The sequence below is a fragment of the Corynebacterium lubricantis DSM 45231 genome (assembly GCF_000379425.1).
GTDB lineage: Bacteria > Actinomycetota > Actinomycetes > Mycobacteriales > Mycobacteriaceae > Corynebacterium > Corynebacterium lubricantis.
In genome coordinates, this window is record NZ_KB902226.1 from 111,958 (window position 1) to 129,827 (window position 17,870).

The following is a 17,870-nucleotide window of genomic DNA, read 5'->3' on the forward strand; positions in this document are numbered from 1 at the left end:
TAGTTCACGACCGCTGCTGAATAAACAGCACGTCGACAACATCGCCCGGGCGGACTTCCACGACATCATCAGGGATCCGGATCATCGCGTTGGCCTCCGCCAGACCTGCGAGGAGGTGTGCCGGTGCCCCGTCGGTATCGGACAACCCCTCGACAAGATAGTCGCGGGTATCGGCGTCGCGCATCAGGCGTGCGCGAATATAGCCACGTCGACCAGGTATCGACGAAATATGTCCCAGGGCGCGCGCCTGCACACTGCGACGCTCGGCAACACGTTTGCCCAGCGACGTTCGGATTGCCGGGCGAACAATCACATCGAACACGACTAATGCGCTCACCGGGTTAGAAGGCAACAAGAACACAGGCACGCGATCTTCCCCGAGGAGACCAAAACCCTGCGTCGAACCGGGATGCATAGCTACGCGAGTGGTATCAATGTCACCAATCTCAGACAAGACTTTTTGGATTGCCTCGGCGCCGGAGCCCCCGACCGCGCCAGTGATGACAAGCATCTCGCTGCGCGCGACTTCATTGTTGATAATTTCACGCAAACGGCGTGGCTCAGCGTTGGAAATTCCCACTCGATGTACATCCGCCCCAGCTTCCTTGGCGGCGGCAGCAAGCGAGTAGGAGTTAATGTCAAAGACTTGACCGAGACCCGGATTACGGTCGATATCGACTAATTCGAGTCCGAACGACAGCACTGTCACGCGGGGCCGCGGGTACACCAGCACTTTGTCGCGGCCCGCAGCCGCCAATAAACCGATTTGAGCAGGACCGAGTACTGCCCCAGAGGTGACGGCAATGTCGCCGGGCTGAATATCAGCCCCTTCTTTGCGGATGAAGTCACCGGATTGGACTGGGCGAGTCGCAGTCACACGCTTCTTACCCCGATCAGACCATTCCAGGGGCAACACCGCGTCGGCTAGCGTTGGGATCGGTGCCCCCGTGGCGACCCGCACTGCCTGACGAGGTTGCAAACGCAACGGCTTCTGAGAGCCCGCAGCCACCTCGCCAACAACGGGAAATGAGCGTTCTGCCTGCGGAACCTCTTCCCGCGGGCTGTTTTTGTTCGAGATCCCTTGAGTTCCCCCAAGGTCGACGGAGCGTACGGCGTAACCATCCACCACTGCTTGGGCAAATCCGGGCACAGAACGCGTTGCGACGACTTCTTCGGCGCTCATCATCCCCAGAGCATCGGTGATCCCAATTCGGACAGGTTCAGGAGTCGGGGCGGCATCCACCACGATGGCTAGCTGGTCTTCAACGCTGCGCACAGATTGCTCCTTCTCCGATAACCGTTTGTTCCCTGATTACCCTGAATGCTTTGTAATTCTGACGAACTCAATACTAGGTTCTCAGCGGAACTCTAGGCGTGCAGACATACGGAGCACTTAGCTGTCAGGTAGCTCTGTCTCGAAGGCCTCAATGACTTGCTTGACAGATTTATAGATTGCAGGCCCGTACTTCGGGTGCCTCAAGCCGAAATCAACATTGGCTGGAATGTATCCAGCGGGGTTGCCAAGATCGTGTCGCTTTCCCTCGTGGATCACGATATGAACTGGGTGGCCTTCTTGAATCATCAGCTCGATGGCATCTGTGAGCTGGAGCTCGCCACCCTTACCAGGCTTGATTCGTTTCAATGCCGAGAAAATCTCGCGGTCGAGCAGGTAACGTCCTGCCGCGACAAGGGTGGAAGGCGCATCCTGTGGTTCGGGTTTTTCCACCATCCCAAGAACTTTCTTCACGCTTCCTTCGGGAAGAGAGCACTCTTCCGAAACATCCTCCACGTCGAATACGCCGTAGTTGAAGACTTCTTCCGGCGAAACGTTAAACGCACACAACACCGAGCCGCCCAACTCGTTACGCACGGTGGCCATCTGCTCCATCACACCGATGGGCAACACGATATCGTCGGGAAGCATCACGGCGACAACATCCTCGTCGGGTTCGAGGACATCTTCTGCCAAGCCAACTGCGTGGCCGAGACCCAGAGGCTGATCCTGGGTGACAGATACTGCATCAATTAAATCGGCGGCGCGTTCAACCTTCTTGACTAGATCGTCTTTTCCGCGTTCCGCTAATGTCGCTGCAAGCTCTGGGAACTCCTCGAAATGGCGCATCACCTCACCCTTTGAGGGAGCAGTAATAATCGCAAGACGTTGCGCTCCCAGCTGAGCCGCTTCCTCTGCGATCAATTCGATACCGGGCGTGTCCACAACGGGCAGCAGCTCCTTCGGTACCGTCTTTGTCGCGGGAAGAAATCGCGTTCCCATACCCGCGGCAGGGACGACAACGGTTCTAACGCCGTTTGCAAGGTTTTCGCTCGAGTTCCGCATAAATTCCCACTCTACCGGTCGAAGAAACCAATTCTCGTTATTGCCCCACTAAGGTTTGAAATATGAATACCTCAGAGGAAAAGAAATCGGCGTTACGGGAGAAGATTGTCAAGCAAAGGCGTCAGCTCGTGTCCACTCCCGAGGTGAAGAAGCGCGTCGATGCTGCAATCGTATCTTTTGCGGCGACGTATGTGCGTGGCCTTTCCAATCCGCAGCCCCGGGTCGCCGCCTATTCCCCACTTCCGAACGAGCCCGGAAGCCTCCTCTTATTGGAGGCGCTAGCTTCCCAAGCTGCTGAGATCTACCTCCCGATCACCGAAAGCGACGGTTCATTAAAATGGTCGAGTTATCGGGGTCGCACTGACCTTGCCGCCGGAACATTGGGCATTTGGCAGCCTACAGGCCCTCGTTACAACTCCAATTTGCTGCGGTCCTGCGATGCCATTTTCGTCCCAGCCACGGCCATCGACCAGAAGGGCAACCGACTGGGCAAAGGCGCCGGCTATTACGACCGGGCACTAACCAATATTCGTGGTGTTGTCCCACTCGTTGGCATGGTTTATCACAACGAATTTGTCCCCGAGGTTCCCGCCGATGACCTCGACGTTCCGGTCGATGTAGTGATTACCAATCAGGGCGTCACCACCATCGCGAAAGGTTAATTCCGAAGGAACCAAACCGGTGGCAAAACAGTCCAATAGGGTATGAGCCCTAAGAAACTTTCGTCGCGCGATGGTCTCGCTGCCATGCTCGAGGCTTTGCGCTCCCCTGGTTACCAGCGCACCTTAGCCCTGCGCCGCTTCCTTGCTGCCACATTGGTCCTTATCGCCGTAGCCAGCCTTGTCACATCGACGTTTTCCCGCGACCCGTCTGTAGTTACTCTTACTTCCCCGGTAGAAGCCGGGTCGGTCATTAGTGAGGAAGATGTGCGCATAACTCATGTGCCACGAGATTTGATGCCCCACAACGCGGTCACGCTTATCGACGATGCGGTGGGCCGCGTCGTTGTAGCGCACGGCAGTGAAGGCCAATTCCTCACCAGCGTGCAACTCCTCGGCGAGGAATATTCTGCGGCATATGTGTCACAAATCACAGACGATTTTCCGGCGGATGACCACACCATGGTGCCCATCAAATTGGCGGAGCCTGACATTATCCACCTTCTCCACCAAGGTGCCACGGTAAATATTGTCTCTACCAATAGCAACACTGGCACCCCTGACATCATTGCTACTGGTGGTCGCGTTGTTTTTGCAGGTGAAACCGATTCTAGTGATGCAGAAACTGTGTTAATTCTACTCCCCGAAGAGATGGCGAATGCGGCTGCGGCAGCTTCCCTCACAGCTCCCCTGACAGTCATACTTACCGAATCACATAAGAATATTTGAGCGTTTCTAACTTTACGAACAGAATTCGTCATAGTAACGTGCAGTCGTCGCGTGCGTCATGCACAAACTGCGCACGACTGACTTCGTTGTTGAAACCTTATTGAAGGAGACTTCTATGCTTCAGGGCTTTAAAGAATTCATTATGCGCGGCAATGTCATCGACCTCGCTGTTGGTGTTGTTATCGGTGCCGCGTTCACCGCTGTTGTCACTGCTTTCTCGGACAACCTCATTAACCCACTGATCGCCGCTCTGGGTGGCGCAGACTTCGCTGGCCTTGGCTTCAATGTCATCCCAGAGAACGACGCAACCTTCCTGGACTTCGGCGCTGTCCTCACCGCCTTCATCAACTTCATCCTGATTGCAGCGGTTGTTTACTTCGCAATCGTGATGCCAATGAACAAAGCAAACGAAGCTCAGATGCGTCGCAAGGGCCTCGACCCAGACGAGGAGACCCCAACCGACGTCGAGCTGCTCGCAGAGATCCGCGATCTCCTGCAGTCCGAAAAGGGCCAGGCACCACGCGTTTCCGAGTAATGCTCGCACCGAAGCATTTCGGCTAATAGAAAAACCTCGCATCACATCCTCAATTCGGAGGATGAGATGCGAGGTATTTCTTATTTCCTAATAATGAGGCGGTTTTTCGGTGAGGTAAGAGTCCTTCGACTTTTTCCCGTGATCGGCCTCGTCGTCATTCTCCGCCTCACCGTCGACCTCAAGGTCGACCGAGCGGACTGCATCCGCACTATTTAGCGAAGGGCTCCCCATCGTGCCAGGGGCATCCATTGAACGGTCATAGTCTGCTGCTGCCGAGCGCTTTTCTACACGACGACGCGGACGTGAACGGTCCCCCATCGCAGTTCACCTACTTAGCTGTTGGGCCTCTATTGGACCTCTATTGGACGCTGTATTTTTGCAAGTCACTGACCAAGTGATTAACCAGAGGAGCAACAGTGGCCATCCCGTCTCGCACCGCCAGGCGCGAGGAAGCAAGATTGACTACTACCGTCGAACCGGACACTCCGCAGATTCCCCGGGAAGTCGATGCATCGATTGCACCACATGCCTGACCCGATGAACGGATCGCCTGGGCTACGCCAGGAACCAGCTGATCGATGACCGCACGTGTCGCCTCGGGTGCTCGATCGCGGGCACCTACACCTGTAGCGCCGATAGTAAGCACGAGATCGACACCACCGACAACGGCGGTTTCGATTGCCTTGCGGATGTCGGACTTCTTCGACTTAACTCGCACGATCCCGTCAACCGTGAAACCTGCCTCGACGGCGAGCTCGCCAACCAAGCTACCGGTGTCATCGCTTTCAGATTCATAGCGGTGGTCGGAGACCAAAACTATGAGGGCACGCCTCACGGGTGGCAATGTTGCTTCCCGCTCAGCTGCCAAAAGATATGCATCATCTGGCTCTTCAATCTCTAAAGAGTCAAGAGAATCAGCCATACGGGTCTCCTCATATCGAATCTCCCCACTCGAAAGTAGGAAGATTTCTCATTGTCTTCTTGTAGTAATTTACTCGGAACTTAAGGTTACATCTACCGCTCGAGACTCTTCCGAGTTTCGGGGGTGGACTTCTAGGGTGACAGTTTCCCCAAATTGATGGGACCGTGCGGCCGCAATCAAATCATCCGCGGACTGGATCGTACGATCGTTGAGTTTCGTAACAATATCGCCTTCACCAAGACCAGCTTGATCGGCGGGACCTCCGGATTCGACACCCATAATGAGCGCACCATCTTCCTGGCTTTGAACATCGACTTGAACACCTAACATCGGCTGCTTGGCCTCACCGGTTTCCACCAATTGGTCGGCCACGCGTTTTGCAAAGTTCGATGGGATAGCAAAGCCCAATCCGATGGAGCCTGACGACTGCTCACCACTCGACAAAGATGCAATCACAGAGTTCATGCCGATGAGATTGCCATTCATATCAACGAGTGGACCGCCGGAATTGCCTGGGTTAATCGCGGCATCAGTTTGAATTGCGTCGATGAGAGAGCTCTCTCCCCCACCTTGAGAAGCACGAACAGGGCGGTCAAGCGCAGAAACAATACCCGAGGTCACAGTGGCAGACAGACCGAGTGGCGAGCCGACCGCGACTACTTCTTGGCCAACGTGTAGCTCATTGGAGTCACCGAAGTTGAGCACGGGCAAGTTACTTACGCCGTCGATCTTGATTACGGCAATATCGGTGTTGACATCCGAGGCGATGTATTGCGCGTTGTGCTTCTCACCGTTGTTCAGCGTGACCTGAATTTCGGACGGTCCGCTGGCGGCTTCGGATACGACATGGTGGTTAGTCAGAACCAGACCATCGGATGAGATGATCGAACCGGAGCCTTCAGCGCCACCCGACATCGTAGAAATCTGAATCGACACAACCGCAGGAAGTACTTGCTCAGCTACTGATTCGACAGATCCCGCTGGTGCTGGCTCCGATGATGAAACGCTAGGATTCTCCAGAGAGCTATAGGCTTGAGCGTCTTTAGTGGCATTGCCTGCAACATAGCCAGAAACTCCACCTGCGACAAGCGAGGTCACCAAGGCGATTGCAATGACTGATCCGGCTCCAAAACCCTTCTTTTCTTTCACGGGCTGTTGCTGGTTGCTCATCTGCGGGTCTTGAGAACTTTGGTTCCAGAACGACTGGCTGGATGAAGGAGTCTGTTGACTGTTGCCGTTTCCGTACGGTTGTTGCCCACTGTTGGGGTTGCCGTAGGGATATCCAGCTTGTGGTCGTTGTGGCTGCTGAGGAGTGTTCTCACCATTGTCTGGGCTGTTCATGATAGGAAATTATCCCCCACTGCTCTGTGCGAATTCTTAAGTTCCGAATCTGGCTAGCTACAGAATACCTGTAAGTTTCCTGTACCAGATACGCTGGCATTTTGCTTATGAATTCGATTCTAACGAAGAGCTCATCGCAGATGAAGCTGGCCCGGGAAGCACAAAAATCCCCGGTTCTAAAGAACCGGGGATGAATTGAGCTAGTGGCCTAGCTTAGAACTGCTCAACGTCGACCAAGCCGAGCTGTGCAGCCTTCACCAGACGACGTGGGATACGCACGGTCTGGCCGTCGATCTTCACTTCCTGCAGCTGAGTGTTATCAGCCTTCCACTGCGAGCGGCGGTGGCGGGTGTTGGACCGGGACATCTTAAACTTTGGGGTTGCCATATCTGTTTCTCCTCCTTCGACCTAAATTGTAGGTTCGAGCGACTTACTCTGCGGACTTCTTCTTGCGACGTGCCATGCCACCGAAACGGCGGTTGAACTTCTCAACGCGGCCAGCAGTGTCCATAACACGCTGCGCGCCGGTCCAGAATGGGTGGGACTCACTGGTCACGTCAACGACGATGAGTGGGTACTCATTGCCCTCGAACTCGACGGTGCGGTCAGACTCAACGGTCGAACGAGTCAGGAACTGGAAACCAGTACCTGCGTCCTGGAAGACTACCGGACGGTAATCTGGGTGGATATCCTTCTTCATAAATATTCGTTTCCCTCAGGATTGAACATCGGGTCGGTTCCAAGGCCTTGTATAACGTCCAGGGATCGTGCCCGAGTTGGGTGCGAAAATGTACTCTTATCCAGCAGCGACGCGAAGCAATCGCACGGAGTGATCCGAGTGAAAGCCCGATCGAGGCGGACAACTTGACCTATTCTACAGGTCAGCCCCCATTTTCAGAAATCGCTCTTTTGCCGACCGCGTCGTGGCGAAGTGCCCCCGACGTGCACAGACACACACGATCACAACTCCAGCCATCATTTGGGCAAGACCCGTGACTATCCACACCCGTGGACCGAGTTCCACGGGGTAGATCACCGAGCAGATTGCTAACCAGAAATGAAATCCTCCGTGAGTGCCGGCCGCCCACCAGAAATGACCCCGCCACAGTACTAATGCAGCACCCAGAACGGACATGCCGAGCGGAACGATGAGGTAATAAATGTGCTCTGCGACGCTTTGTTGACCACCTGAAGAAAAGAGGTGCGCGGCGACGAAGCCTACAGTTGTCCATCCGAACGCCGTCCACGGCCGGTGGCGCAAGACATCGAAAAGCCAGCCGCGGTAGAGTAGTTCCTCTGGAATGCCCTGCAGGAGAAATGATCGAGAGATCAGAAAGAACACGAGTGCTGTAATACTCGCGTTGTTAAGGTCTCCGCCCGGGCCAGTAAGTTCCTCCCCAGAAACAGCAGTCTCCGCGGGGCTCACCCCAGCAAGCATTGCCCAACTCGCCACCATCACAATGCCAATTATGAGGATTCCTCCCGCTAGGCCACTAGCGGCCGCCCGCGCATCGAGCATGCGAAGAACTCTGATCGGCCGACGTTCAATCCAGCGCATCCACACCCACACACCCAGAACAATCACGGCTGGGGTAAGAAGGAAGATCACGCTGGTTGCCACGATCTCGGCGTCCCCACTAAAGTGCGACTCCGCCCATGCATGAAGTGGCAGTCGTGCATAGTTGCTGCCGGATAAGACCGCCAGGGCGACCGCGAGGCGGATAAGTATTCCCCACCAGCGCGTACTCAGGACGGGCTGCGAGCTCGAAAGTTCATTTGATTTCATGCTTTCAACGCTATGAATTTGGCACGAACCACAAAAGTAGCTGCAGTCACGACTTTGCACCGGAAAAATCATGACCAAAGTCATGGGTCCAAGCCGGTAGTTTAGGACCCATGGCTCCACAATCTCGCACCTCGCAGGACCCCGCGAGTACCTTCCTGAGGTTCTTGGACTATTTCTGCATACTTTTTGCACTAGTCCTGATCAATTCGGGCATCTACGGCACGAACACCGCCCCCGTGTGGATCACCGTAGTAATCACCATTGCCTTTATGATCTCGTGGTTTGTATGGCGCCGGTGGCCTTCGGCAAGCACTGCCGCACTAGTCGGGATCGTCGGAGTCATGGTGCTGGTTGTGGCGAATAACCCGATTAGCGTGGCGGCTTTATGGCTCAGCATTGTGGCTCTCTCCCAGAGTCTGCCCCGCTCCATTGCCCTTGCATTGTGTTCCATACCGGTCGCCACCACGATCGGCCTCCACCTTGTCGTCGGTAGCCCGTTCAGCAAAATAGCCATTGAAGTGGGCGCCATGCTCATCGCGGTCGCCGCTGGCATCGCCCTTGCCGATTCCATCAACACCTCGATCGACAACACAAAGCAGCTCAAAGCAGCACTCCGCGACTCCCAGGAACTGGCACTTTCCCGGGAGCGCGAGCGCATCGCCGCTTCACTCCACGACGGCCTCGGACATCGCCTCACCAGTATCGGCCTGAGCCTGGACTATTCCGCGCGCATGATTGGCAGAGACCCAGCGAAGGCACGCAGCGAAATCGATTCCGCACGCCAGGCCACATCGGATGCGCTTGACAGCATGAGAACAACGGTCAGAGCAATGAAACCGATTTCGCTTAACGACGAGGCGCTCTCCCCCACCCTGCGCTGATTCGCCACGAGCTTCGATAACACGGACCTGGACGTGAGCGTTGAAGGCGAGCCCGAATCGTCGCTAAGCGATGACACTGCACAACTTATCTTGCACTTTGTCCAGGAAGCGCTGACGAACGTCGTGCGGCATGCACGCGCAGATCGTGTCATCATCCGCGTTGCCGAGGACGAAGTTGCAGTCTCCGATAATGGCATGGGTAACGACCACCAGGCGGGCTTCGGACTCGACTCTATGCGCGAGAAGGCGCACAGCCTCGGGGCCCGGATAGATACAGCGCCTCACGGCGGCATCGATGGTGGTTTCCGCCTGACTTTGAAACTCCCGAAGGAGCGCGCATGAACACGTCACTAAAGGTCCTGCTTATCGACGATCACGAGATGCTTCTCCGTGGCCTCACGCTCTTATTCGAGACGATTGAAGGGATTGACATCGTCGCAACTACGACGCAAGGTGGCCAATCGCTGAGTCTCGCGCGCGGCCATGCCGTCGATGTTGTTGTCACCGATGCGGCGATGCCCGGCGTGGATGGTTTGAGGGTGGTGAAAATGTGCGCGAAGGAATTTCCAGTCCTTGTCTTGACTACCTTCGATGATGCCAAGCTCGTCTCTACTCTGATTGCCGCGGGAGCGTCGGGCTATCTCCTCAAGGACATCCAGCCTGAGGAATTGGCACGCGCGATTCGGGCGGCTGTATCGGGAGGTTTGGTTCTGGATCCGCGGATTGCTCGGTTCGCTCATGGCACGGTTGAGCAACGTAGCGAACTTGCCATCCTGACGCGAGCGGAACGAGGAGTCGCGGAACTTGTTTCTCTAGGCCTTACTAATAAGGACATTGCGGGACAGCTCGTCTTAGCGGAAGGCACCGTGAAGAATCACGTGTCCCAACTACTGCGTAAACTTGGGGCGAAAGATCGCACGGCTTTGGCCCTGCGTCTGGCCCGGTCGCTTCAAAATGAAACTGCCTAGTTACTTTCTAGTTCTTCCCAGTTACCGCGTGAACAGGTGATTAGGAAAATTAAACACTACCAGGTAGCATTGACACTCGCTGTTGTCGAAGTACACGTTTACGCCCCGTCAACCGGCTACCAGTGACACCCTTGAACTTTTGGCCACACCTCACATCCGGTCAATCCTCACCTTTCAAGTGCGGAGTCACATTAATGGTCTTAGCCATGTCGTGGGCGGCAAGGAGAAAGAAGCACACCCATGTCGGCTATTTGCCAGGTCACGGGACGGAAGCCACAATTCGGCAAAACCGTCTCGCACTCGCACCGCCGCAGCTCGCGCCGTTGGAACCCCAACGTGCAGCGCAAGCGGTTTTACCTGCCCTCCGAGGGCCGTACCATCACCCTGACCGTATCTACTAAGGGTCTCAAGATCATTGACCGCGACGGCATCGAGTCCGTTGTTGCCAAGATCCGCGCCCGTGGGGAGAAGATCTAAGAGATGGCACGTAATGACATCCGCCCTATCATCAAGCTCAAGAGCACTGAGGGCACCGGTTACACCTACGTAACCCGTAAGAACAAGCGCAATAACCCGGACCGTATCTCTTTGAAGAAGTACGATCCGATTGCTAAGAAGCACGTCGAATTCCGCGAGGAGCGATAATTTATGGCTAAGAAGTCAAAGATCGCCAAGAATGAGCAGCGCAAGGAGATTGTCGCTCGTTACGCAGAGCGTCGCGCTGAACTCAAGGCAATTATCAAGAACCCAAACACGTCTGACGAAGACCGCTTGGATGCACAGTTCGAACTGAACAAGCAGCCACGCGACGCTTCCGCAGCACGTGTCCGCAACCGTGACGCACAGGATGGTCGCCCACGTGGTTACCTCCGTAAGTTCGGTTTGTCCCGTGTCCGCATGCGTGGCATGGCTCACCGCGGTGAGCTGCCAGGCGTTCGTAAGTCTTCGTGGTAAGGGAGAACTGCTGAAATGAAGCGCACTAATAACCGCAAGCCACGGGTTGAGCAGTCCCGTCGCCCAAAGAAGAACCCGCTCAAGGCCGAAGGCATTGAGAAGGTGGACTACAAGGACATCAAGACCCTTCGTCTGTTCATCTCCGATCGCCATAAGATCCGCTCCCGTCGCGTCACTGGCCTGACGCCACAGCAGCAGCGCCAGGTCGCTACCGCTGTGAAGAACGCACGCGAAATGGCTCTCCTGCCGTTCACCAGCCGCTAAATACGGTTGTTCGGACGATAGCAGCAAGAGTTCGAGAAACACCCGTTTCACCCCCGATTCATTCGGGCGTGGAACGGGTGTTTTATTTGGTTTAAGCACTTTCGGGGGCACCTTTTCCGATTCCGTCAGAAACGGTGTATCTTTCGGTCTATAGAAAAGTATCTTTGACGAAAGGTAGAAATGGCAGGTGCAGTCGGTCGCCCACGCAAGAGTGGGCCCCGCCGTAAAGGCAAAACAGCTCGGGATGAAATTCTCGATGCTGCATCTGAGCTGTTTACAACTCAAGGCTTCTCCACCACATCGACGCACCAGATTGCTGAAGCTGTGGGCATTCGACAAGCCTCACTGTATTACCATTTTCCGTCGAAGACTGAAATCTTCTTGACGCTGCTGAAAGAGACCGTGGACCCTGCACTGGCCATGGCTGAGGACTTTGCAGAGTCTGATGCCACGCCTGCAATGAAATTGTGGGCTCTTGTAGCCTCACAGTCACGCAGCCTGCTCATTAGCAACTGGAACATTGGTCGCCTTTATCAGCTTCCTATTGCCACCTCCGAGGAGTTCGCCGAATACCACGAATCTCGCCAAGCACTCGAGGAAATCTTCCAGTCGTTGGCGGCGGAACTCGTGGGCCCCGACGACCCGCGGACGGTCCTCCCCTTCCACATGGCGCTGATTGCCGTGGAGATGCGCGATAACACCGGCACGGCGCCGTTTAGCAAGAACAACCCCGAGCTTCCGCCTTATTCGATCATGCTTGCCGACGCCGTTCTGGAAGCCTTGGAAGCGCAAGTCCCCGACGACCACATTGAGCAGACGAAGGAACTGATTCAAAAGGTCGATGCGACTGCCGCAGCGAAGTAGTCAGTGCTGGTTTAGCACTCTCCGGCGAAATATTGGTCAATTATTCCAACCAGCTCCTGCGCTAGTTGGGTCGACATTGACTGTGCGGCTTCGTATGTGCCGGCTCCTGGTGAAGCTGTGAGAGCCACTCCGAGAGTGCCCGACGAATTGGGGATCAACGCTAACTGCCGGACATCGTAGGCGCCCGCTTCATTTGGGCCCCACCCACTTTTAGAACTGACACCAGCGACCTGGGTCAATCCATAGTTCTGCGATGGGTCGATGTTGCCCATCAATTCGATGACGGTGTCCGCTCCCTGCACACACCCCAGGTTCGCTGCAAAAGTGGCTTGCTCCGCGGTCGACCACGGGGTTTGCCCAAAAGCCGAGAACTCTGAACGAAGCACCTCTGCGTTTACCGCAATTGGCGAACCCGCTTCGGAGAGGACTGATTCAACGCTCAGCGCCGCCTGACTCGGTGTCCCCAGCGATTCCCAGAGGACGTTTGCAGCGTCATTATTCGACTCCGTGATCGCAGCAGCAGCGTTGTCGTATTGAGCCGGGTTGCCTCTCAGTGCAGCTAGCGCCAGTGGGACCTTAATCGTCGACCATGCCGGCGCATCAAAGTCACTACCTCCAACAGAGACTGATTGACCATTCGATATAGCGATCGCAGCACTGCCACCATGGACCGCTACGGCTCGATCCACGATCGCGCTAAGTTCAGCGTTGTCGATTCCGACCGCGCTTGATTCGGTCCTAGTTTCGGCGCTCGCTGACGGCACCTCATCGGGCGCAGCACGTGGAGTAGTCGTAATCGTGACGTACTCGGTGACATCCGCCGATTCACTTTCAGGCTGGAGCGTCGAGCATCCGCTCAAGGCGAGCGTGACGACGAGAAGAAGTCCCCCACTCCGTTTCATCTAATTACCGATGTAGACGACTGCGTTATTTCCGCCGGAGCACCGAATGTTATTCCCCGAGGCGACACAGCGCATGTTGTAGTTTCGGCCGGTCGTCGAGGAATAGACGTTAATATTTCCGCTCACGTTTCCGGTGCTATTGCGGTAGGCAATATATTCTCGGCGCACATTTTCGACGAATGGCGCACTGGTGACGCTAGTGCCCGCCCACGCAGTGTTCAACGAACCGCCGGGTAACACTGGCTCTGCCGGTGCCGGAGCTTGCGATGGAGCAGATTCTGGTGCCAGTGGCTCCGCGGTTTCTATCACCACCACGGTCGAGGTGCCCGACGTCGATCCCTCTGCGCCCCTACCGCCCGATTGGTTGTTCGTCAACCAATACACCAGGGTTCCAGCCAGGACGAGCACAAGCACGATGAGAACAATGATCAGACCGATAACAGCCCCGTTGCGCCTCTGGCGCGGAGGTTCGTAGGAGTACGCCTGCTGCGCGTATTGCTGTTGCGCATACGGCTGCTGGTTCCACTCCCCCTGCGAATTCCCGCTTGTCACGTTCCCCATCCCCTCTATGCTTAACGTTTGACAATGCAATCATAAATGCTGTCAATTATTGAAAATAATTGTCGCAGGAAAGTGTGCAATATAAAGCAAGTTGGAGAACTTCGACTCAGAATCCTGTTTCTTACCCCATTCCGGGTCGCAGGCCGAGGAGATATCGTGGCCCTTCTGCCCCACACATAAGTCATGCCCGGCACCAACTCGGTGCCGGGCATGACTTATTCTCTCAATAAATTAGTGAGCGAAGTGGCGCGTACCGCTCAGATACATGGTCACGCCAGCTTCCTTCGCTGCAGCAATGACCTCTTCGTCGCGGATGGAGCCACCAGGCTGAACCACAGCGGTAACACCCGCGTCAGCAAGAACCTGGAAACCGTCAGCGAATGGGAAGAACGCATCGGATGCGGCAACTGCACCGTTGGTGCGGTTGCGTCCCTCGTCGAGGGTGTTCGCGCGGTCCACTGCGAGCTTCGCGGAGTCAACGCGGTTGACCTGGCCCATGCCCACACCCACAGTCGCGCCGTCCTTGGCCACCAGGATGGCATTGGACTTCACGCAGCGGATCGCGTTCCATGCAAACTGCAGATCAGCCAGAACGTCAGCGGAGACTGCCTCGCCGGTAGCCAGCTCCCAGTTCTCTGCCTTGTCGCCCTCTGCCTGGAGGAAGTCGCGCTCCTGGACCAGCAAGCCGCCAGAGACCTGCTTGATCTCGTTGCCGGTGCGCACAGGTGCCTCAGCTTCAAGCACGCGCAGGTTCTTCTTCTCCTGCAAGATCTCAATCGCACCATCTTCGTAGGAAGGCGCGATGATGACCTCGGTGAAGATCGGCTTGATCTGTTCAGCCAGTTCCTTGGTGACCTCGCGGTTGGAGGCAATCACGCCGCCGTAGGCACTCATTGGGTCACAAGCGTGAGCCTTCCGGTGAGCCTCTGCGATGGAGTTATCCGAAACACCGATTCCGCAAGGGTTCGCGTGCTTAATAATGGCAACGCATGCGCGGTCGTGGTCCCAGGCCGCGCGCCATGCGGCGTCGGCGTCCTGGTAGTTGTTGTAGGACATTTCCTTGCCGTTGTGCTGCGTAGCGCCAGCCAGGCCAGTGCCGTCGGAGAACAGCTTCGCTGCCTGGTGGGGGTTCTCACCGTAGCGCAGTGGCGTAGCCGACTCGAAGGTGAAACCGGTCCACGTCTCGTCGTCAAGCTCGGAGCCCAACCACGATGCAACCGCAACGTCATAGCTTGCGGTGTGGCGGAATGCCTCGAGCGCGAGGCGGCGGCGCTGATCAAGATCGAAGCCGCCGTCCTTGACGGCCGCAATGACATCTTGGTAGCGCGAAGGCGAGGTCACAACTGCCACCGATGGGTGGTTCTTTGCTGCGGCACGCACCATGGAAGGTCCGCCGATGTCGATCTGCTCGACGCACTCGTCGAAGCTTGCGCCCGATGCGACGGTCTCAGCGAATGGGTACAGGTTGACAATAACCAGCTGGAAAGGCTCAACCTCAAGCTCCTTGAGCTGGTCCATGTGGTCCTGCTTGCGGGTGTCGGCGAGAATGCCGGCATGCACGCGTGGGTGCAGAGTTTTCACACGGCCTTCAAGACACTCTGGGAATCCGGTCAGTTCCTCAACCTGAGTGACCGGCACGCCGGCATCAGCGATGCGAGCTGCCGTCGAGCCCGTGGAGACAATCTGGACACCTGCCTCACCCAGTGCCTGTGCAAGTTCTTCCAGACCGGTCTTGTCGTAGACGCTAATCAGTGCGCGTTTAATCGGAGTGCGGTTTTGGCTCATGGGATTAAAACTTAACCTTCCTATCGGTGGGTGAAATCGCAGCGGAGCGAAGGACCTCAACGATCAGCTCGCGCTCGACAACTTTAATGCGCTCGTGCAACGAGGCTTGATCATCATCTTCCAGTACATCAACAGCGCGTTGTGCGATAATTTCGCCGGTATCGACGCCCTTATCCACAAAGTGTACCGTCGAGCCGGTGACCTTGACCCCGTATGCGAGGGCATCGCGCACGGCGTGGGCACCAGGGAAAGACGGAAGAAGAGCCGGATGAGTGTTAATCGTCCGGCCCTCAAAATGGGAAAGGAAGCCCTCCCCCAAGATCTTCATGAAGCCCGCTGACACAACAAGGTCAGGGTTTGCTTCAGCTACGGCATTTGCGAGAGTGACGTTCCACGCATCTCGATCCTGCTCCATTTCGACAACGCGAGTGGGAATCCCTGCACGCTGCGCCCTCTCGAGCGCGCGACATTCCACGTCCGCGACGACGAGATTGACGTGATAATGGGAATCCTGATTGTCCAAAATGGACTGCAGGAGGGTTCCTGTACCGGAAACCAATGCGGTTATGGATATTCCTTGCTGGCTAGTCACGGAAATAATCATAGCCCTTAGGCCATGGTCACTGGTAAAAGTGCCACGTCCCAGCTCGCTTTACGACGAAGTGGCTGCCGCATCTGAAGACACGACAGCCACTCCTTGCCCTGGCTCTACTCTGAGCGCTTCACGACTGTGTGCTTGTTAGTCCTTAATACTATGGTGCAGATTCCGCCGAGCACTGCGGTCACCGCGAAGACAAGGAATGCATCCGAGGTTCCCAGCCCGAGGGAGATAATAATGCCACCGAGCAGTGGGCCGAGGATTCCGCCGAGGCGACCGAAGCCAGCTGCCCAGGACATGCCCGCCTGGCGGGCGCGTGTTGGGAAGTGATTCGCGGTCAGGCCATAGATGAGGATCTGGGTGCCCATCACACCTACGCCGGTAATTGCGATGGCCGCGTAGATCATGGCTGCTGAAGTGAGGTACGGGAGTGCGAACAAACACACCGCCGCAATGGTGAACGTCGCGATGATCACAGGCTTGGGACCAATCTTGTCAGCAATTTTCGCAGCTCCGAGAGTACCAATCGCGGCACCGCCATTGAGTGCGACGAGCGAGTACAGCGATGCCTCCGCAGACATTCCGTTGATCTGCATAATCTGTGGCAACCAGGTGTTCAAACCGTAGGTCGCCATGATCGCGATGAAACTCATGAATCCGATCAGCAGTGTTGCAACCACAAATTTCTTGGAGAAGATCGCCGCCATTCCGACCTTCTGCTTTTTCGTTTCCACTCCCACAGGCTTATCTTCTGCGGATTCAACTCGAATGAACTGCTGCGTTGGCAGGTCGTACTTCTTGCAGATCGCTTCTGCACGAGCGATCTTGCCCACACTCATCAGCCAACGCGGGGATTCCGGCAGGAAGAAGAAGGCAAGTGGGACCAGGAAGAGCAACGGAGTCGCGCCGATGAGGAAAAGCCCACGCCAACCGATAGCGCCCTCGAACCACAGCGCAAAGAAGGAAGCAACGACGCCACCAACTGGGACACCCGTGTAGGCGATGGCATTGAAAAAGTTGCGGCGGTGCGCCGGCGCAAATTCTGCAATCACAGCGCCACCGCCCGCGGTAATCACGCCAAGCGCCAATCCGGTGAACAGGCGCGTCGCACCGAAGAATGCAATGGAAGTCGCCATTGCGCCAAGTGCCATTCCGAGCGAGAACCACACGAGTGCGACAATCATCATCTTTCGTCGTCCGATGCGATCTCCAATTGCACCCGCACCAAGTGCACCGATAAAGATACCGATCATGGTGTAGGAGCCGAGGCTTCCTGCAACGGTCGGGCTGAGGTGGCCGATCTGGGAGGGATCGGAAAGCAGGGATGGCAGGATGGCTCCGTAGATGACGATGTCATAGCCGTCGAAGACCATCGCGGTGAAGATGATGGCCATGACCGCGAGCACGGTGCGTCGATGCTTGGGGGACTTCCACCCCTCTTCATGGACTGCGCCTGCCGATGACGCTAGAGATGGCGGTTTGGTCACTGACTTAACTGACATTCGGTTCTCAACTTTCGGTAGATGGATGCGTTGCAGACACCACACACATAAGGTCTATGAGCCACATCACAATGTAGACCTATTTATATCAGCGGATTCATTAGTCGAATAGGAGGTTTTAATTATTTCCCTTTATACAACTTTAGAATTACCCCGTTTATGAAATAGTTTTTACCTGGCCCTATTTGGCACTTTTGAGTAATTCTTCACTAACTGAAAGTGTTGCAAAGGGGGAACTTCGCTAGATTCTCAACACCCTGCCAAATAGGCCGACTTATTTG

24 protein-coding genes are annotated in these 17,870 nt (G+C 55.9%); 11 read left to right on the forward strand and 13 right to left on the reverse strand.

Annotated features, from left to right (window positions below; translation table 11 throughout):
- Positions 1-4 precede the first annotated feature (4 nt).
- Together glp and A37O_RS0111030 are read right to left on the reverse strand one after the other, a co-directional pair.
- Positions 5-1,276, reverse strand: coding sequence for a molybdotransferase-like divisome protein Glp (glp, locus tag A37O_RS0111025; protein ID WP_018297560.1), 1,272 nt, complete (start codon positions 1,274-1,276; stop codon positions 5-7).
- A gap of 117 nt (positions 1,277-1,393) precedes the next feature.
- The gene (locus tag A37O_RS0111030; protein ID WP_026196320.1) at positions 1,394-2,338 is read right to left on the reverse strand and encodes a UTP--glucose-1-phosphate uridylyltransferase; all 945 of its coding nucleotides are present in this window, start codon (positions 2,336-2,338) and stop codon (positions 1,394-1,396) included.
- A 62-nt stretch (positions 2,339-2,400) separates the two neighbouring features.
- On the opposite strand from A37O_RS0111030, the gene A37O_RS0111035 reads away from it, so the two are divergent.
- The 3 genes from A37O_RS0111035 to mscL all read left to right on the forward strand — a co-directional run bounded on the left by A37O_RS0111035 (position 2,401) and on the right by mscL (position 4,261).
- Positions 2,401-3,000 (forward strand): 5-formyltetrahydrofolate cyclo-ligase, encoded by a 600-nt coding sequence (locus tag A37O_RS0111035; RefSeq protein ID WP_018297562.1) that lies wholly within the window; start codon positions 2,401-2,403, stop codon positions 2,998-3,000.
- Positions 3,001-3,042: 42 nt separating this feature from the next.
- Positions 3,043-3,726, forward strand: a complete 684-nt coding sequence (locus A37O_RS0111040; RefSeq protein WP_018297563.1) for an SAF domain-containing protein — start codon at positions 3,043-3,045, stop codon at positions 3,724-3,726.
- A gap of 115 nt (positions 3,727-3,841) precedes the next feature.
- The gene (gene mscL / locus A37O_RS0111045) at positions 3,842-4,261 is read left to right on the forward strand and encodes a large conductance mechanosensitive channel protein MscL (RefSeq protein ID WP_018297564.1); all 420 of its coding nucleotides are present in this window, start codon (positions 3,842-3,844) and stop codon (positions 4,259-4,261) included.
- Between the two features lie 87 nt (positions 4,262-4,348).
- Here the strand turns inward: mscL and A37O_RS0111050 are convergent, their stop codons facing one another.
- From A37O_RS0111050 to A37O_RS0111075, 6 genes are all read right to left on the reverse strand, one after another.
- A complete protein-coding gene (locus A37O_RS0111050) occupies positions 4,349-4,579 on the reverse strand; it encodes a hypothetical protein (RefSeq protein ID WP_018297565.1) in 231 nt (76 codons plus the stop codon).
- 40 nt (positions 4,580-4,619) lie between these two features.
- Entirely contained in the window at positions 4,620-5,183 is a 564-nt protein-coding gene (locus A37O_RS0111055; protein ID WP_018297566.1) for a MogA/MoaB family molybdenum cofactor biosynthesis protein, read from the reverse strand.
- A 69-nt stretch (positions 5,184-5,252) separates the two neighbouring features.
- Entirely contained in the window at positions 5,253-6,524 is a 1,272-nt protein-coding gene (locus A37O_RS0111060) for a S1C family serine protease (protein WP_083912654.1), read from the reverse strand.
- A gap of 213 nt (positions 6,525-6,737) precedes the next feature.
- Positions 6,738-6,911, reverse strand: coding sequence for a 50S ribosomal protein L32 (rpmF, locus tag A37O_RS0111065; RefSeq protein ID WP_018297568.1), 174 nt, complete (start codon positions 6,909-6,911; stop codon positions 6,738-6,740).
- 43 nt (positions 6,912-6,954) lie between these two features.
- On the reverse strand, positions 6,955-7,224 hold the full coding sequence (locus A37O_RS0111070; RefSeq protein WP_018297569.1) for a type B 50S ribosomal protein L31: 270 nt from the start codon (positions 7,222-7,224) through the stop codon (positions 6,955-6,957).
- 174 nt (positions 7,225-7,398) lie between these two features.
- On the reverse strand, positions 7,399-8,310 hold the full coding sequence (locus A37O_RS0111075) for a CPBP family intramembrane glutamic endopeptidase (RefSeq protein WP_169332159.1): 912 nt from the start codon (positions 8,308-8,310) through the stop codon (positions 7,399-7,401).
- 110 nt (positions 8,311-8,420) lie between these two features.
- Between A37O_RS0111075 and A37O_RS0111080 the strand changes: the two genes are divergently transcribed.
- From A37O_RS0111080 to A37O_RS0111115, 8 genes are all read left to right on the forward strand, one after another.
- Positions 8,421-9,191, forward strand: coding sequence for a sensor histidine kinase (locus A37O_RS0111080; protein WP_018297571.1), 771 nt, complete (start codon positions 8,421-8,423; stop codon positions 9,189-9,191).
- Positions 9,192-9,224: 33 nt separating this feature from the next.
- Positions 9,225-9,533 (forward strand): sensor histidine kinase, encoded by a 309-nt coding sequence (locus A37O_RS0111085; RefSeq protein WP_018297572.1) that lies wholly within the window; start codon positions 9,225-9,227, stop codon positions 9,531-9,533.
- Positions 9,530-10,159: a response regulator gene (locus tag A37O_RS0111090; RefSeq protein WP_018297573.1), complete on the forward strand. Its 630-nt coding sequence runs from the start codon at positions 9,530-9,532 to the stop codon at positions 10,157-10,159. The genes A37O_RS0111085 and A37O_RS0111090 overlap by 4 nt, the downstream gene beginning before the upstream one ends.
- Positions 10,160-10,399: 240 nt before the next feature.
- Positions 10,400-10,636 (forward strand): 50S ribosomal protein L28, encoded by a 237-nt coding sequence (gene rpmB / locus A37O_RS0111095; RefSeq protein ID WP_018297574.1) that lies wholly within the window; start codon positions 10,400-10,402, stop codon positions 10,634-10,636.
- Between the two features lie 3 nt (positions 10,637-10,639).
- On the forward strand, positions 10,640-10,804 hold the full coding sequence (gene rpmG, locus A37O_RS0111100) for a 50S ribosomal protein L33 (protein ID WP_018297575.1): 165 nt from the start codon (positions 10,640-10,642) through the stop codon (positions 10,802-10,804).
- 3 nt (positions 10,805-10,807) lie between these two features.
- Positions 10,808-11,113 (forward strand): 30S ribosomal protein S14, encoded by a 306-nt coding sequence (rpsN, locus tag A37O_RS0111105; RefSeq protein ID WP_018297576.1) that lies wholly within the window; start codon positions 10,808-10,810, stop codon positions 11,111-11,113.
- Positions 11,114-11,128: 15 nt separating this feature from the next.
- Entirely contained in the window at positions 11,129-11,377 is a 249-nt protein-coding gene (rpsR, locus tag A37O_RS0111110; RefSeq protein ID WP_018297577.1) for a 30S ribosomal protein S18, read from the forward strand.
- 180 nt (positions 11,378-11,557) lie between these two features.
- Positions 11,558-12,241 (forward strand): TetR/AcrR family transcriptional regulator, encoded by a 684-nt coding sequence (locus A37O_RS0111115; protein WP_018297578.1) that lies wholly within the window; start codon positions 11,558-11,560, stop codon positions 12,239-12,241.
- Between the two features lie 11 nt (positions 12,242-12,252).
- Here the strand turns inward: A37O_RS0111115 and A37O_RS15410 are convergent, their stop codons facing one another.
- From A37O_RS15410 to A37O_RS0111140, 5 genes are all read right to left on the reverse strand, one after another.
- Positions 12,253-13,143 carry a serine hydrolase family protein gene (locus A37O_RS15410; RefSeq protein ID WP_018297579.1) on the reverse strand — a complete coding sequence of 297 codons (891 nt, stop codon included), beginning with the start codon at positions 13,141-13,143 and terminating at the stop codon, positions 12,253-12,255.
- Positions 13,144-13,695 (reverse strand): hypothetical protein, encoded by a 552-nt coding sequence (locus A37O_RS15415; protein ID WP_156802586.1) that lies wholly within the window; start codon positions 13,693-13,695, stop codon positions 13,144-13,146. It abuts the gene before it with no gap.
- A 240-nt stretch (positions 13,696-13,935) separates the two neighbouring features.
- The gene (purH, locus tag A37O_RS0111130) at positions 13,936-15,489 is read right to left on the reverse strand and encodes a bifunctional phosphoribosylaminoimidazolecarboxamide formyltransferase/IMP cyclohydrolase (RefSeq protein WP_018297581.1); all 1,554 of its coding nucleotides are present in this window, start codon (positions 15,487-15,489) and stop codon (positions 13,936-13,938) included.
- Positions 15,490-15,493: 4 nt separating this feature from the next.
- A complete protein-coding gene (purN, locus tag A37O_RS0111135) occupies positions 15,494-16,093 on the reverse strand; it encodes a phosphoribosylglycinamide formyltransferase (protein WP_033378096.1) in 600 nt (199 codons plus the stop codon).
- 104 nt (positions 16,094-16,197) lie between these two features.
- Complete coding sequence (locus A37O_RS0111140; protein WP_425386901.1) at positions 16,198-17,481, reverse strand: MFS transporter; 1,284 nt, start codon at positions 17,479-17,481, stop codon at positions 16,198-16,200.
- Positions 17,482-17,870: the final 389 nt, after the last annotated feature.

Coding starts and splice junctions, on each gene's coding strand:
- A37O_RS0111035 (WP_018297562.1), top strand. CDS start 2,401: ATGAATACCTCAGAGGAAAAGAAATCGGCGTTACGGGAGAAGATTGTC.
- rpsR (WP_018297577.1), top strand. CDS start 11,129: ATGAAGCGCACTAATAACCGCAAGCCACGGGTTGAGCAGTCCCGTCGC.
- rpmF (WP_018297568.1), bottom strand. CDS start 6,911: ATGGCAACCCCAAAGTTTAAGATGTCCCGGTCCAACACCCGCCACCGC.
- A37O_RS0111040 (WP_018297563.1), top strand. CDS start 3,043: ATGAGCCCTAAGAAACTTTCGTCGCGCGATGGTCTCGCTGCCATGCTC.
- A37O_RS0111075 (WP_169332159.1), bottom strand. CDS start 8,310: ATGAAATCAAATGAACTTTCGAGCTCGCAGCCCGTCCTGAGTACGCGC.
- A37O_RS0111050 (WP_018297565.1), bottom strand. CDS start 4,579: ATGGGGGACCGTTCACGTCCGCGTCGTCGTGTAGAAAAGCGCTCGGCA.
- mscL (WP_018297564.1), top strand. CDS start 3,842: ATGCTTCAGGGCTTTAAAGAATTCATTATGCGCGGCAATGTCATCGAC.
- rpmB (WP_018297574.1), top strand. CDS start 10,400: ATGTCGGCTATTTGCCAGGTCACGGGACGGAAGCCACAATTCGGCAAA.
- A37O_RS0111090 (WP_018297573.1), top strand. CDS start 9,530: ATGAACACGTCACTAAAGGTCCTGCTTATCGACGATCACGAGATGCTT.
- A37O_RS15410 (WP_018297579.1), bottom strand. CDS start 13,143: ATGAAACGGAGTGGGGGACTTCTTCTCGTCGTCACGCTCGCCTTGAGC.
- A37O_RS0111140 (WP_425386901.1), bottom strand. CDS start 17,481: ATGGCCATCATCTTCACCGCGATGGTCTTCGACGGCTATGACATCGTC.
- rpsN (WP_018297576.1), top strand. CDS start 10,808: ATGGCTAAGAAGTCAAAGATCGCCAAGAATGAGCAGCGCAAGGAGATT.
- A37O_RS0111060 (WP_083912654.1), bottom strand. CDS start 6,524: ATGAACAGCCCAGACAATGGTGAGAACACTCCTCAGCAGCCACAACGA.
- A37O_RS0111070 (WP_018297569.1), bottom strand. CDS start 7,224: ATGAAGAAGGATATCCACCCAGATTACCGTCCGGTAGTCTTCCAGGAC.
- A37O_RS0111055 (WP_018297566.1), bottom strand. CDS start 5,183: ATGGCTGATTCTCTTGACTCTTTAGAGATTGAAGAGCCAGATGATGCA.
- A37O_RS0111115 (WP_018297578.1), top strand. CDS start 11,558: ATGGCAGGTGCAGTCGGTCGCCCACGCAAGAGTGGGCCCCGCCGTAAA.
- A37O_RS0111080 (WP_018297571.1), top strand. CDS start 8,421: ATGGCTCCACAATCTCGCACCTCGCAGGACCCCGCGAGTACCTTCCTG.
- purH (WP_018297581.1), bottom strand. CDS start 15,489: ATGAGCCAAAACCGCACTCCGATTAAACGCGCACTGATTAGCGTCTAC.
- A37O_RS0111030 (WP_026196320.1), bottom strand. CDS start 2,338: ATGCGGAACTCGAGCGAAAACCTTGCAAACGGCGTTAGAACCGTTGTC.
- purN (WP_033378096.1), bottom strand. CDS start 16,093: ATGATTATTTCCGTGACTAGCCAGCAAGGAATATCCATAACCGCATTG.
- rpmG (WP_018297575.1), top strand. CDS start 10,640: ATGGCACGTAATGACATCCGCCCTATCATCAAGCTCAAGAGCACTGAG.